Raw genomic sequence first — 14,132 nt, 5'->3', positions numbered from 1 at the left:
AATCCGATCTTCATTCTTTCATCCTAGGCAGTCCGCATGATGGCGGGGCTTTACGACCGGATGGGATCGATCCCGACCGCGCAGTTGCGACGGATTGCGCATATATGGTGCGTGGTCGCGGGCACACTGTTCCTGGCCTATCTGGCGCGGCAGCTACGCCAGGGCATGACCGATGGCGCCGGCCATCCCTTTGGCGAGGATTTCCTGAATTTCTGGTCCGGCGCGCATCTGGCGGTGACGGGACAGGCCGGCATCATCTATGATCTGGCCGCTTTCCATGCGTTCGAGATCGGAATCGCCGGCGCGCCCATCGACCTCTATCATTACAGCTATCCGCCGGTGATGTGGCTGATCTCCGCCCCGTTCGGCCTACTGCCCTATCCGCTGGCCTGGGCCGCCTGGCAATTGCTGGGATGGGGCGCCTTCGCGCTGGCGGTGCGGCGACTGGCGGTTTGGCAACTGGCGCCGGCGCAGTGGCTGCTGGTCGCGCTGGCGGTGCCGGCGGTGTTCATCAATGCGATGGGCGGTCAGAATGGCTGCTGGACGGCGGCCATAATCGGCTGGGGCCTGATCCTGTTGCGCGAGCGGCCAGCGATGGCGGGCATGATCCTGGCCCTGTTCGTGGTGAAGCCGCAACTGGGCTGGCTGACCCCGCTCGCCTTGCTCGCCGGGCGGCAATATTGGGCGCTGGCCGCGTTCATCGGGACGGCGCTGGCGCTGATCCTCATCACCCTGCCGCTGTTCGGGATCGATGCCTGGATCGCCTATGTGCAACAAGGCAGTCTGCTCAAGAGCGTGATCCTGGAATATGGCGACGGCACATGGCACCGGATGCTGTCCATCTTCGTGCTGGTCCGGCATGTCGGCGCACCGATCCCGCTGGCCTATGCCGCGCAGGCGATCGCCAGCCTGACCGTCGCCCTGCTGGTGCTGCGGGTCTGGCACCGGGAGGGACCGACGGCGCGAGCCAAGGCGCTGCTGGTACTGGGTGTGCTGGCAGGGTCGCTCTATGTCAGCGACTATGATTGCGTGATGGCGCTGCTCGCTGCGCTATGGCTGGGGCCACAGGCAACGGCAGGGCTGCGTGGGCGGATGGTGTTGCTGCTGGCGATGCCCTTGTTCGCCGCGCCGCTGGCACTGATGAGCGGGGTCGCGCTGGGCGCTTTGGCCTTGTGGCCGGCGCTGCTAGGCGCCAGCCTGCAGCGCGCGCCCTATCTGGCAGGCGACGGCCTGAGATAGGTATCGAACCAGGCGACGGTGCGGGTCAGCGAGTCGAGCTGATTCTCCTTCTTCTGGAAGCCATGGCCCTCGGCCGGATAGAAGATCGTTTCCACCACATTGCCCTTGGCCTTGAGGATATCATGCACCTCCTGCGCCTGGCCGCGCGGCACGCGAATGTCGTTTTCGCCCTGGATGGTAAGCAGGGGCGCCCTGGCGGCGCGGATATAGGTGAGCGGCGAGGCGGCGTCATAGACCTGGGGATCGCTGTCGGGCGTGCCCAGCAGGCTGCGCTGATAGGCCTTTAGTTCCTCATCCTGATCGCGATACATGGTGCGCCAGTTGATGATGCCGAACCACTGGACGGCGGCGGCGAACTCGTCGGGCGCCCGGCCGATCGCCATCAGGGTCATGAAGCCGCCATAACTGCCGCCGAAGATGCCGACCCGCTTGGCATCGACATAGCCGCTATCGACCAGGAAATGCTTGGCCGCGACCGTGTCCTTGAGGTCGGCGCCGCCCAGATCCTTGACGTTGCCGTCCTGGAATGCCTTGCCATAGCCGGTCGAGCCGCGGAAATTGGGCTGGATCACGACATAGCCGCGGCTGGCAAAGGCGGTGGCGTAGCGGCTGTAACCATCCTGCGCCTGACCGGTGGGACCGCCATGGGGCAGGACGATGGCGGGGTTGCTGCCGTCGCGCTTCAGATTAGCGGGCATGGTCACGATCGCGCTGATCAGCGTACCGTCGAAGCTCTTGTAGGTGACGACATCGGACTTGGGCAGCGCGGCGGGCTGGAGGCTGGCGATGGCGAGCAGTGTCGCGGGACGCGCGGTGCCGGCCGCGAGGTCATAGAGATAGAGGTTGGCCGGCGAGTCGGCGCCCGAATGGTTGAGCATCAGCATGGCGCCGTCGGGCGAGCGCGGCTCGCTGCCGACCAGATAATTGACACCCGGCGGGATGGCGAGCGGTGTTTCCGCGCCGCTCGCCAGGTCGAAGCGATAGAGGCTACTGCGCGCGTCGGCGTTGATACGGAAGATGAGCGCCCTGCCGTCGCGGGTGAAGCTGGCCGGCACCTGTTCCCAGGGCGTGGATTTGAGCCAGCGCCATTTGCCGGTGGCGGCTTCGAGCAGGCCGCCATGAATCTGGCCGCTGCCTTCATCCGTGGAGACGGCGATCCATTTGCCGTCGGCGGTCGCATCGGTCGCGGCATAGACGGTGTCGGCCTTGCCGAGCAATTTCGCCGCCTTGCCGCTGGCGACGTCGATGCGCCAGATTTCGCTGACCTTGGAATCGATCCGCATGCGGTTGGCGATCAGTGCCTTGCCATCCGCGATCCAGGCGACCGGTGACCAGCCGAACTGCGGGTCGGCCTCCTGCGTGAGGTCGCGCACCCTGCCCGCGCCGTCCATCACCGCGACATTGGACTGGCCCTGGGTCTTGTGCTTGGTGACGAGCGCGACCAGCCCGCCGCTGGGGCCGACCAGCAAGTCGCTTTCGCGCCGGTCGGGGGTGTTGGTGAGATTTTCGACCGCGCCGCCGTTCACCGGCACGCGGTAGATGTCGCTATATTCATTGCCGCCGACATCCTGCTGGAACAGCAGGTAGCGTCCGTCAGCCGAGGCGGCGAGGCCGGTCTGGGCATCATCCGACTGGGTCAGTTGCACCGGCCAGCTGCCGGCGGTGTCGGTGCGCCAGATATTGGTGCGGCCGGTGAGGTTGGTGGCGACGAAGATCTGTTTGCCGTCGGCACTCCACGCCGCGCTCGACAGGCTGCGCGAGGCCCCGATATCGGCGAGCGGCACGGCGCGGGCGTCGGGATTGACCGGCGAGGTCAGGCTTTTGGGATCGGTAACTGCCCGTTCCGGCGCCGGAATTTGCGCCAGCACCGGAAAGGCGGCGAACAAGGGCAAGGCGGTGGCGGCGAGCAGATAGCGCATGTCAGATCCCCCAACTGTTATGCAATCACAATACAGTAGCGGCAAAGGCCCGCAAGATCGGGAAATTCCCTGCGCTTGAGGACTGTATTTTTGCGCCGCGCGCGACTAGAGGGCTGCGGCAAGCCTGAAGCGGCATCCCGAACAGCAGGAAGCATCCCCATGACCACCGACGTCACCATCAAGCGCGCCCTCCTTTCCGTATCGGACAAGACCGGCCTCATCGAACTGGGCCAGGCACTGGGCCAGCATGGCGTCGAACTGGTGTCCACCGGCGGCACCGCCAAGGCGCTGCGCGAGGCGGGCCTGGCCGTGAAGGATATTTCCGAGCTGACCGGCTTTCCCGAAATGATGGACGGCCGCGTCAAGACGCTGCACCCCAAGGTCCATGGCGGCCTGCTGGCGGTGCGGGGCAATCCCGAGCATGTCGCGTCGATGGACGAGCATGCAATCGGCGCGATCGCCCTGGTGATCGTCAACCTCTATCCCTTCGCCGCGACCGTGGCCAAGGGCGCCGACCGCGACGAGATCATCGAGAATATCGACATTGGCGGCCCGTCGATGGTCCGTTCGGCCGCGAAGAATCATGAGAGCGTCGCGATCGTCACCGATCCGGCCGACTATGCCCGCCTGATCGCCGAAATGGCCGAGAAGGGCGGCGCCACCAGCTATGATTTCCGCCGGATGCTGGCGGCCAAGGCCTATGCCGCCACCGCCGCCTATGATTCGATGATCGCCAGCTGGTTCGCCTTTGCCGACCAGGGCGTCGCCTTCCCCGAAAGCCTGTCACTGTCGAGCAAGCTCAGCACCACGCTGCGCTATGGCGAGAACCCGCACCAGTCGGCGGCGCTCTACCTGCCCAACGGCCCGACCGCGAATGGCATCGCCCAGGCCAAGCAGATCCAGGGCAAGGAACTGAGCTACAATAATTATAACGACGCCGATGCGGCGCTGGAGCTGGTCAGCGAATTCCGCGACGGCCCGCCGACCGTGGTGATCGTGAAGCACGCCAATCCGTGCGGCGTCGCCACCGGCGATACGCTGATCGAAGCCTATGAAGCGGCGCTGGCCTGCGACAGCGTGTCGGCATTCGGCGGCATCATCGCCGTCAACCGTCCGCTCGACGGCCCGACCGCCGAAGCGATCAGCGGCATCTTCACCGAAGTCGTCGCCGCGCCCGACGCCGATGACGAAGCCAAGGCGATCTTTGCCAAGAAGAAGAATCTGCGCCTGCTGCTGACCGGCGAACTGCCCGATCCGGCCCGCCCCGGCCTGATGGTCAAGAGCATTGCCGGCGGCCTGCTGGTCCAGAGCCGCGACAATGGCAAGGTCGATCTGGATGCGCTCAAGGTCGTGACCAAGCGCGCGCCTACCGAGCAGGAGTTGAAGGATTGCCTGTTCGCCTGGACCGTGGCCAAGCATGTGAAGTCGAACGCGATCGTCTATGCCAAGGGCGGCAGCACCGCCGGCGTCGGCGCGGGCCAGATGAACCGTCTGGAATCGGCGCGCATCGCCGCCTGGAAGGCGAAGGACGCGGCCGAGAAGGCCGGCTGGAGCGAACCGCGTACCATCGGTTCGGCGGTCGCCTCCGACGCCTTCTTCCCCTTCGCTGACGGCCTGCTGGCGGCAGTGGAAGCCGGCGCGACGGCGGTGATCCAGCCGGGCGGCTCGATCCGTGACGAGGAAGTCATTGCTGCAGCAGATGAAGCGGGCCTGGCGATGGTCTTCACCGGCATGCGTCACTTCCGCCATTAAGGCTTGTTTCCCAACGCGCTAGATGGCGCGTTGGGACGATATCGCGATCAGGTTTATGCGGGTGCGAAACGATCCTGTTCGCACCCGCAAAATCGCAGAAAACTGCCATTTTTTGGCAATTGGCCTCTTTTCAATGTCACCGGGCAATCCTATTTAGGATGACGACCCCGCACCCACGTCAGGCGTTGGGCACGACATAAGAAAAAGCATGTTCGACAGGAGAATAGGATGACCAAGAAGACGCTGGTGGCGATGGCCGCCACCCTGGCCCTTGCGCTGCCTGGCATGGCTATCGCCGGCAACAGCAGCAACGAAGTCGTCGTTGACGGCACCACCGGCCTCACCACCCGCACCATCGCCGTATCGGTGGCCGACCTGAACCTGGCCAGCAACAATGGCCTGCGCCGCGCCGATTATCGCATCAGCCGCGCCGCCAAGCAGGTGTGCGGCTGGGTCAACGGATCGATCCTGCCGGCGACGCCCGACTATCGCGACTGTGTCGGCAGCGCTCTGGACGGCGCACGCAGCGACCTCAACGCGCTGGCCCAGCGCCAGGGCTGATCTTCACCCATCCCGCAAGGGAAGCCTTCCCCGTCACGGGGACTGCAGGGGGCCGTTCCGCACATGCGGGGCGGCCCTTTCCTGTCGGCGGCTCATTCATGCTTACCGGCGATTAACCACTCCTTAGAGGATTTCCTTCACTCAGCGTGACACGAAGGACCATCCAGGGGATATAGAGCATGTCGCGTGTCGACCAGAGTGTGGACGTCGCCATCATCGGGGCAGGCCCGGCCGGCCTGACCGCCGCCTATCTGCTGACGAAGAAAGGCTTTTCCGTCACCGTCATCGAGAAAGACCCGGTCTATGTCGGCGGCATCAGCCGCACGGTCGAACTGGATGGCTATCGATTCGATATTGGCGGCCACCGCTTCTTTTCCAAGTCGAAGGAAGTGGTCGACCTGTGGAACGAAATCCTGCCGGACGATTTCATCCAGCGCCCGCGCATGAGCCGCATCTATTATGAGGGGAAATTCTACTCCTATCCCCTGCGCGCGTTCGAGGCGCTGTGGAATCTGGGTGTGTGGCGCTCGACCCTGTGCATGGCGAGCTTCGCCAAGGCCAAGCTGTTCCCCAACCGCAATGTCCGTTCCTTCCAGGACTGGACCGTCAACGCGTTCGGCCACAAGCTGTTCTCGATCTTCTTCAAGACCTATACGGAAAAGGTCTGGGGCATGCCGTGCGACGAGATGTCGGCCGACTGGGCGGCGCAGCGGATCAAGGGCCTGTCGCTCTGGGGGGCGGTGGTCGATGGGCTGAAGCGCTCGCTGGGCCTCAACAAGAAGCCCAATGACGGCATGGCGACCAAGACGTTGCTCGAAACCTTCCGCTATCCGCGCCTTGGCCCCGGCATGATGTGGGAAGCCGCGCGCGACCGGGTGATCGAGGGCGGCAACCAGATATTGATGGCGCACAGCCTGAAGCAGCTGGCGCAGGATCAGGGCACGGAGCGCTGGCGCGTGGTGGCGGACGGCCCGGACGGCGATGTCATCATCAACGCCGCCCATGTGATTTCGTCCGCGCCGATGCGTGAGCTGGCCGCGCGCATCCATCCGCTGCCCGAAACCCTGCCCGAGGCGATGGAGCTCAAATATCGCGATTTCCTGACCGTGACGCTGATGATCAAGTCGGAGGATCTGTTCCCCGACAACTGGATCTATATCCACGACAGCAAGGTACAGGTCGGCCGCATCCAGAATTTCCGCAGCTGGTCGCCCGAAATGGTGCCCGATGAATCGGTCGCCTGTGTGGGCCTGGAATATTTCTGCTTCGAGGGCGACGGGCTGTGGGCGTCGGCCGACGCCGACCTGATCGACCTGGCCAAGAAGGAAATGGCCATATTGGGCCTGTGCAATCCCGACGATGTCGTCGGCGGCGCGGTGGTGCGGCAGGAAAAGGCCTATCCGGTCTATGACGATGCCTATGCCGACCATGTGCTGGCGATGCGCACCGAGCTGGAAGCCGTCGCCCCGACGCTCCATCTGGTCGGCCGCAACGGCATGCACCGCTATAACAACCAGGATCATGCGATGATGACGGCGATGTTGACAGTGCGCAACATCGAGGCCGGCACCCGCGTCTATGACGTCTGGGGCGTCAACGAGGATGCCGAATATCATGAATCGGGCGAGGAGGGACAGGATGTCGAAGGACAGCGCGCCGCCCTTGCCAGCGAACGACTGTTGCCTTCCCGCCTGAAGGCCGCATGAGCCGATGGGCGAACCGTTGCGCGCCCTGACCGCCCGGCTGGGCGCCATCGCCACGCGCTTCATGTTCGCCCGCTACCTGCTGGCCAGCATCTGCGCGCTGTCGAGCGACATGGCGGCCTTCCTGATGCTGAGCCGAGCCGGTACAACGCCGATGCTGGCAGCCTTTGGCGGCTATGCGATCGGCCTGGTCGTGCATTGGGTGATCAGCATCCGCTTCGTGTTCGACACGGGCGCCGGCCCCAGTCACGCCCAGCGGTTCGGCTTCGTGGCCAGTGCGCTGGTTGGCATGGAGATCACCATGGCCATGGTTGGCGGGCTGAGCGCCGTCGGCATTGCCCCGGCGATCGCCAAGCTGATATCGGTCCCCGCCAGTTTCCTGAGCGTCTATGCGATCCGCAAATATGGCATTTTCGCGCGCAGTTGAGCGTCATGGCCGCTGGCTGATCCTGCTCGCCTGGCTGGCGTGCAGCGCGGTCATGCTGTGGCTGTTCCATGGCGATTTCGCCGCGCTGGGCTTTCGCGACCCCGACGATGCGATGCGGCTGGTGCAGGTGCGTGACTGGATCGGCGGACAGAACTTCTGGGATGTCAGCCAGCATCGGGTGAACCCGCCACTGGGCGGACCGATGCACTGGTCGCGCATCGTCGACATGCCGGTGGCAGGGCTGATCCTGCTGGCACGGCTACTGCTGGGGCCTGCGACCGCAGAACTGGTCGCCTGCATCACCGTGCCGCTGCTGTTGCTGGGCGGGTTGGCCGGCACCGTGCATCTGGCGGCCCGGCGGCTTGGCGATCCTGTTCTGGCCCTGATGACCGTGGCCTTGCTGCTGACGGCACCGTCGATCCTGGTGCAATTCACGCCGCTGCGGATCGACCATCATGGCTGGCAGATCTGGATGGCGACGATCGCGCTGGCCGGCGCACTGGATAGCAGCCGGGTGCGTGGCGGCGTGACGAGCGCGCTGGCGCTGGCAGTCTGGTTGCAGATTTCGAGTGAAGCCCTGCCCTATGTCGCGCTGTTCGCCGGACTGTTTGCGCTGCGCCAATGGCTTGATGGCCGGGAAGCGCCGCGCTTCATGGCCTTTGCGGCGACGCTGGGCGGGGCGGCGCTTGCGCTGCTGGCCTTGCTGCGCGGAAAGGCGGCCTTGCTGCATGACCAATGCGACGCGCTGTCGGCCGCCTATGTCTGGCCGCTGGTGGCAATGGCGGTGCTGGTGCCGCTGGCCGGCAAGCTGATCGGCACGGCCAGCATGTCCCGGCGCTTCCTGATCGCCGCGATCGGCGGCGGGGCCGCCATTGCGATCCTGCTGGCGATCGGTGGTCCCTGCCTGTCAGGCGATCCGTTCCAGGCGCTCGGGCCGCTGGCCTATAAATATTGGTATTTGCAGGTGATGGAGGGCCGGCCGATCTGGGTGCAGAGCCTGTCGCTGCGCGGCGTGATCCTGTTGCCCGCACTGGTTGGGCTGGCCGGCGCAATGGTCGCCGCGCGGCAAACCGTAAACCGCGATGCGCGCATGCGCTGGTTGGCGCTGGGCCTGTTGCTGCTGGGGGCGATGGCGGTATCGCTGCTGGTTATGCGCGCCGTGTCGGTCGCCCATGTCTATGCTCTGCCCGGTGTCGCCTGGTTGCTGATCGCCCTGTTCCGCAAGGTACAGGCATCATCGCAGGCGCTGGTGCGCGTCCTGGGATCGGTGGCGCTGATCCTGCTGACCCCCGCCGGGATCAGCGCATTGTGGATTGCCCTGATCCCCAACGCCCCGTCGGCCAAGACCAGCGCCGTCAATTGCCGGGCCGCCGCCACGCTGGCGCCGCTGCACACCCTGCCCCCGTCCACCCTGTTCGCGCCGCTGGACCTTGGCCCCGACATATTGGTGCAGACGCCGCACCGCGTGATCGGCACTGCCCATCACCGCAACGCCGCCGGCATTACCGCCGTGATCGAAGGATTCATGGCGACGCCGGAAAAGGCGCGCGCGGTGATCCAGTCGGTCAATGGCGGGCGTGGCGCCGACTATGTCGTGACCTGCGCGGGCCTGACCGAATATGCGCTCTATGCCAAGGATCATCCCCAGAGCCTGTCGGCGCACCTGATGCGGAGCAATGTGCCCGACTGGCTGCAACCGCTGCCCACCAAGGGACCGCTGCGCATCTACAAGGTCAGGCGGGACTGAAGGCCAGGGCCACGCCGTTCATGCAGTAACGCAGGCCCGTGGGCTTTGGCCCGTCGTCGAACATATGGCCGAGATGCCCGCCGCAGCGGGCGCAATGGACTTCGGTCCGGGGCACGCCCAGGCTGAAGTCGCGCGACGTGCCGACGGCGCGGGGCAAGGGCGCATAGAAGCTGGGCCAGCCGGTGCCGCTGTCGAACTTCGTCTTCGAACTGAACAGATTCTGTGCACAGCCCGCGCAGGTGAAAATGCCGGCGCGATGTTCGCGGTTGAGCGGGCTGCTGTCGGGAAACTCGGTCGCGCCCTGACGCAGCACCTTATAGGCCCAGGGGCTGAGCTTGCTGCGCCATTGCGCGTCGGTCAGGCGATAGGGATAGGCGGCTTCCGCCGCGTCGGGGCGGAATTGCCACAAGGCCAGTGCAGAGGCGCCGGTCGCGACGCCATAGAGAAAATGCCGCCGGTTCATTCCATCTCCCTAGCCTGCTCAGCCTGTCGAGCTCCTGAACAACTGCTTCCACCAGCGACCGCCCGATTTGAGCACATGGCGACGGAACAGCAGCACGCCGATGCGGATGATGAGGGCGACCCACGCGCCCTGCCACAGGATCGCCACCAGATGCGGCCAGAGCGCCGCATCCTGCGCCGCCCGCGCGATCATCGCGAAGGGCGACGAGAAGGGAAAGACCACCGACGCCACTTCCAGCGGCGATCCCATATGGTCGACCGTGTAGGAGACGAAGAAGAAGATCATCATCTGCCCCATGGTGATCGGCATGTTGAGCGTCTGCACCTCGCGCACGGTCGCCGCCTGTGCGCCGATGCCCAGGAACAGCGAGCCGAGCAGCGTATAAGCCATGGCGAAATAGATGATGCCGAGCGCGATGAAGGCAGGCCAGCCCACCGCCGGATCGGGCAGGGCCGTGCCGGGCGCCTTCAACGCCATGAAGATGGTGAAGGCGGTGGCGCCCCAGAAGGCGATGCCGACGAAGCTCATCCCCAGCATGGCGATCAGCTTGCCGAGGAAGATCGCGTCGACCGGCACGGCAGCGGCCAATATCTCGATAATCTTGTTCGTCTTTTCCTCGACCAGATTGGACAGGATCATGCCCGCCAGCAAGATGGTAAGGAAGAAGATGACGATCTGGCCGGTGCGACCGATCAGCAGACGGGCCTGAGACTGGGCGCCGAGACTGGTCGCCACTTCCTGTCGCTCGACCTTGACCATGTGCAGCACCTTTTCGGCCTGCGCCGCGCTGGCGATCAGGCTGAGATCGCCCTGCAGCCGGTCCAGGTCCTCGGGCTTGCCGGTCAGGACCGGGCGGGAGACCGTGCCCGAGAGAATGGCGACGACGTCCGATTCCGGTCGGGCCAGCAAGATGCGCGGCGGGGTATCAGGAGAAACGGCGTGAAGCCGCGGCAGCGCCTGTGGCCCCATGCGTTCGGTCAGGCGCTTGTGCGCCCGTTCGAGCGCGCCGACATCGGCGGGCGCCATGGCGATGCCGACAACCGGGCGCAGGTCGGTGCTGGAAATCTTCTGGGTGAAACCGGCAAAGACCATGCCGATGACGATCGGCACCAACGGCCCGATCAGGAACAGGATGAAGGTGCGGGACAGGACGACGGCAGTGAAATCCCGCCGGGCGATCACGCTGGCGGCGCGCAGCAATTCCTTCATGCCCCGGCCTCCTGCGTGGCGTCATCGCGCATCTGGCGGGCGGTAGCCTCCCCCGCGATCGCGACGAAGGCGTCATGCAGGCCCGGCCGTTCGATCGACAGGCTTTCGATCCCGGCCTGACCGTCGAGCAGGGCCCGCAGCAGCGGTTCTATGCCGTCATCGGGCAGCGCGAAATGCCAGGCGCCATCCTGCGCCAGTGTGTCGGTCGGCAAGGCGCGGCGCCAGGCACCGTCGCTCAGCCGTGTGCGCAATGTCACCTGGGGCGGCAGCCGGTCGCGCGCATCGCCGACCGATCCTTCGAACCGGATGCGGCCGCCCGCGACAATGGCGATGCGTTCGCACAATCGTTCGGCATGGGCGATGACATGGGTGGAAAAGAGGATGGTGACGCCCTTGCGCGCCTGATCACGGATCAGCGCCTCCAGCTTTTCCTGATTCATCGCGTCGAGGCCGGAGAAGGGCTCGTCGAGGACGATGAGGCGCGGTTCATGGACGATGGTGCCGAACAATTGCACCGTCTGGGCCATGCCCTTGGAGAGCTGGCGGATCGGCTTTTCGACCGAGGCACCCATGCCATAGTCCTGGAGCATGGCGCGCGCCCGTTCGCGCCCGACATGGAGCGGCAGGCCGCGTAGCGCCCCCATGAAGGCGATCGCCTCATAGGCCTTCATCGACGGGTAAAGGCCGCGCTCCTCGGGCAGATAGCCGACCTGCTTGGCCATGCGCAGCGGCGCCGGATCGCCCAGCAGGGTGCGGTGGCCCTCGTCAGGGTCGATGATGCCGAGCAGGGTGCGCAGCAAGGTCGTCTTGCCCGCGCCGTTCGGCCCCAAAATGCCATAGATGGTGCCGGCGGGCACGGCGATGTCGACGCCATCCACCGCGCGAAAATCGCCGAACGCCTTGACAAGAGCATGGCCTTCGACGGCATAGGGGGCGGCAGGAGCCGGAGTGTCACCGATCATCCGCCCCTGATAATCCCGGACCATGCCAGTGCAAAACGAAACATTGGAGCAGCGCCTGAAAGCGCAGGCCGCGCAGTTGGGCTTTGCCGCCTGTGCGATCGCGCGCGCCGATGCCGCGCCGCGCACGGCCGAGCGGCTGCGCCAATGGCTGGAGGCCGGCCATCATGGCGACATGTTGTGGATGGAGGAGCGGGCCGAGCAGCGCGGATCGCCCACGGGCCTGTGGCCCGAGGCGCGCAGCGTCATCATGCTGGGGATGAGCTATGCCCCTGGTCGTGATCCGCTGGCGCTGGCCGAGGTCGGCGATCGGGGCCGCATTTCCGTCTATGCGCAGGGTCGCGACTATCATGATGTGGTGAAGAAGGCGCTGAAGGCGTTGGCCCGCTGGCTGGTCGATCAGCAGCCGACCGCGCTGAAAGTGTTCGTCGATACCGCACCCGTGATGGAAAAGCCGCTGGCGCAGGGCGCGGGGCTGGGCTGGCAGGGCAAGCACAGCAATCTGGTGAGCCGTCAGCATGGCAGCTGGCTGTTCCTGGGCGCCATCTATACCGAGATCGCATTGGAACCCGACGCGCCGGAGGTGGACCATTGCGGCAGTTGCACGGCCTGCCTGTCATCCTGCCCGACCGATGCCTTTCCCGCGCCCTATATCGTCGATGCGCGGCGCTGCATCTCGTACCTGACGATCGAGCATAAGGGACCGATCCCGGAAGAGTTCCGGGCACGGATGGGCAATCGCATCTATGGCTGCGACGATTGCCTTGCGGCCTGCCCCTGGAACAAGTTTGCGCAGGGGGCAGCGGCCAACCGCGCCTTCATCGGCCGGGCGGAGCTGGCGGCACCGGCGCTGGGCGACCTGCTCGACCTGGACGATGCGGGCTTTCGCGAGATTTTCTCCGGGTCGCCGATCAAGCGGATCGGGCGCGACCGGATGGTGCGCAATGCGGCGATCGCGGCCGGCAATAGCGGCGACCTGGGGCTGGTCGACCGGCTGCGGCCGCTGACCTCCGATCCCGATCCAGTCGTGGCGGAAGCGGCCGAATGGGCGCTAGGCCAATTGCTCAGCGCTGCTGGAGCGTAGCCGCGCAGGAAGCGTGGTCGACGTCTGTGCCGGCGGGCGTGCGGGCATCGACATGGGTCACCACCGGCTCCTTCCCCTTGCCGGGCGAATAAAGATAGGCGTCGAGCACGCAGCGACCATTGGCGAATTGCAGCTTGCGCACGGTCGTTTCGCGAATGTCGAGGCGCGGCGTGCCGAACATCTGGGTCAGGCGTTTGGCATCCATGCCCATCAGCGGTCCGGTCTTGGTGAAGGCGCTGGCCGGCGGACCGGCGGGCGGCGGGGTGTAGCTGGTGGCGGGCGGGACGACGCCGCCACAGGCCGCAAGCGGCAGCGACAGGAGCGCGGCGAGCGCGAAACGGGGCGACATCAGACCGGCTTCCTCTTGGACCCTAGCAACATGTGGACCGCCATAGCCGCGCTCCAGATCGGCGCAAGCAGGTTGACCAGGGGAATGAGGAAGAGAAGCGCCGAAACGAGGCCCATGAGCCACCGGTTGCCACGGCCAATCGGCGGCAGGCCGGGATGGCGCGGCTCGACCATGTCGGCAAGGTCGCGGCCGAGCAGATAGGCGTTCACCGCGAGGAACAGCCCGATTGTGCCGAACCCTGTGACCAGCAGCAGCACATAGCCGGGGAGCGCCAGCAGGTTCCAGCCGAGCGTTCGGCCGACCGAGCGCAGTGCATAATGGAAACTGCGCGCATAGCCCACCGGCCGGCCTACAGCCTGTGGATAAGTATCGCGCTCCACCGCCTCGATCACATCATCGGCGAACAGGCCCATGACCAGCATGGCAATGGTGCGGAACAGCAGCCAGCTGGCCGCGATCATGGCAAGGCCGGTCGCTGCCGCCTCCGCCATACCGCCCCAACCGTCGCCCTCGCCCCAGCCGAAATGCAGGCGCGTGGCGTGAAAGGCCGCCCATAGCCCGACGCCCAGCAGGGCGAAGAGCAACAGGGTCAGCGCCAGCGTCTTGACCAGCAGCCGGCGGGCGGCGGCGTGGAAGATCAGGGGGAAGGCGCGCAGCGCCGCGGTGATGATCATGGCCCGATATCCTGCGCGCCGGCGGCTCCGTCAATCAGCAGCGTTG

The 14,132-nt window shown here is 65.7% G+C and carries 13 protein-coding genes; 7 read left to right on the top strand and 6 right to left on the bottom strand.

Features of this window, described 5'->3' with window-relative positions; translation table 11 throughout:
* The first annotated feature begins 36 nt into the window (after positions 1–36).
* Positions 37–1,239 carry a glycosyltransferase family 87 protein gene (locus tag A0U87_RS09320; protein ID WP_048938130.1) on the top strand — a complete coding sequence of 401 codons (1,203 nt, stop codon included), beginning with the start codon at positions 37–39 and terminating at the stop codon, positions 1,237–1,239.
* On the opposite strand, the gene A0U87_RS09315 is transcribed toward A0U87_RS09320, so the two are convergent.
* Positions 1,212–3,158, bottom strand: coding sequence for a S9 family peptidase (locus A0U87_RS09315; protein WP_048938131.1), 1,947 nt, complete (start codon positions 3,156–3,158; stop codon positions 1,212–1,214). The two genes, A0U87_RS09320 and A0U87_RS09315, sit on opposite strands and share 28 nt — an antisense overlap.
* Positions 3,159–3,317: 159 nt before the next feature.
* Between A0U87_RS09315 and purH the strand changes: the two genes are divergently transcribed.
* The 5 genes from purH to A0U87_RS09290 all read left to right on the top strand — a co-directional run bounded on the left by purH (position 3,318) and on the right by A0U87_RS09290 (position 9,348).
* Positions 3,318–4,910 (top strand): bifunctional phosphoribosylaminoimidazolecarboxamide formyltransferase/IMP cyclohydrolase, encoded by a 1,593-nt coding sequence (gene purH / locus A0U87_RS09310; protein WP_137405457.1) that lies wholly within the window; start codon positions 3,318–3,320, stop codon positions 4,908–4,910.
* A 228-nt stretch (positions 4,911–5,138) separates the two neighbouring features.
* On the top strand, positions 5,139–5,471 hold the full coding sequence (locus tag A0U87_RS09305) for a UrcA family protein (RefSeq protein ID WP_004208877.1): 333 nt from the start codon (positions 5,139–5,141) through the stop codon (positions 5,469–5,471).
* A gap of 179 nt (positions 5,472–5,650) precedes the next feature.
* A complete protein-coding gene (locus tag A0U87_RS09300; protein WP_048938133.1) occupies positions 5,651–7,177 on the top strand; it encodes an NAD(P)/FAD-dependent oxidoreductase in 1,527 nt (508 codons plus the stop codon).
* A 4-nt stretch (positions 7,178–7,181) separates the two neighbouring features.
* On the top strand, positions 7,182–7,601 hold the full coding sequence (locus A0U87_RS09295) for a GtrA family protein (protein WP_048938134.1): 420 nt from the start codon (positions 7,182–7,184) through the stop codon (positions 7,599–7,601).
* Positions 7,579–9,348, top strand: a complete 1,770-nt coding sequence (locus A0U87_RS09290; RefSeq protein ID WP_048938135.1) for a hypothetical protein — start codon at positions 7,579–7,581, stop codon at positions 9,346–9,348. The genes A0U87_RS09295 and A0U87_RS09290 overlap by 23 nt, the downstream gene beginning before the upstream one ends.
* On the opposite strand, the gene msrB is transcribed toward A0U87_RS09290, so the two are convergent.
* From msrB to A0U87_RS09275, 3 genes are read right to left on the bottom strand one after another with little or no spacing between them, the layout of a single operon-like run.
* A complete protein-coding gene (gene msrB / locus A0U87_RS09285; RefSeq protein WP_048938136.1) occupies positions 9,335–9,811 on the bottom strand; it encodes a peptide-methionine (R)-S-oxide reductase MsrB in 477 nt (158 codons plus the stop codon). The two genes, A0U87_RS09290 and msrB, sit on opposite strands and share 14 nt — an antisense overlap.
* Before the next feature lie 18 nt (positions 9,812–9,829).
* Positions 9,830–11,020: an ABC transporter permease gene (locus tag A0U87_RS09280; protein WP_048938137.1), complete on the bottom strand. Its 1,191-nt coding sequence runs from the start codon at positions 11,018–11,020 to the stop codon at positions 9,830–9,832.
* Entirely contained in the window at positions 11,017–11,982 is a 966-nt protein-coding gene (locus tag A0U87_RS09275) for an ATP-binding cassette domain-containing protein (protein WP_048938167.1), read from the bottom strand. The genes A0U87_RS09280 and A0U87_RS09275 overlap by 4 nt, the downstream gene beginning before the upstream one ends.
* Before the next feature lie 22 nt (positions 11,983–12,004).
* On the opposite strand from A0U87_RS09275, the gene queG reads away from it, so the two are divergent.
* On the top strand, positions 12,005–13,063 hold the full coding sequence (queG, locus tag A0U87_RS09270) for a tRNA epoxyqueuosine(34) reductase QueG (protein WP_048938138.1): 1,059 nt from the start codon (positions 12,005–12,007) through the stop codon (positions 13,061–13,063).
* Here queG and A0U87_RS09265 read toward each other — a convergent pair.
* Entirely contained in the window at positions 13,044–13,412 is a 369-nt protein-coding gene (locus A0U87_RS09265; protein ID WP_004208885.1) for a hypothetical protein, read from the bottom strand. The genes queG and A0U87_RS09265 overlap by 20 nt on opposite strands.
* Positions 13,412–14,086 carry an EI24 domain-containing protein gene (locus A0U87_RS09260; RefSeq protein WP_048938139.1) on the bottom strand — a complete coding sequence of 225 codons (675 nt, stop codon included), beginning with the start codon at positions 14,084–14,086 and terminating at the stop codon, positions 13,412–13,414. The genes A0U87_RS09265 and A0U87_RS09260 overlap by 1 nt, the downstream gene beginning before the upstream one ends.
* Positions 14,087–14,132: the final 46 nt, after the last annotated feature.

Origin of the sequence: Sphingobium sp. MP9-4, from assembly GCF_005281675.1 — a bacterium.
Classification (GTDB): Bacteria; Pseudomonadota; Alphaproteobacteria; order Sphingomonadales; family Sphingomonadaceae; genus Sphingobium; species Sphingobium yanoikuyae.
This window is presented reverse-complemented; position numbering and strand designations above follow the sequence as displayed.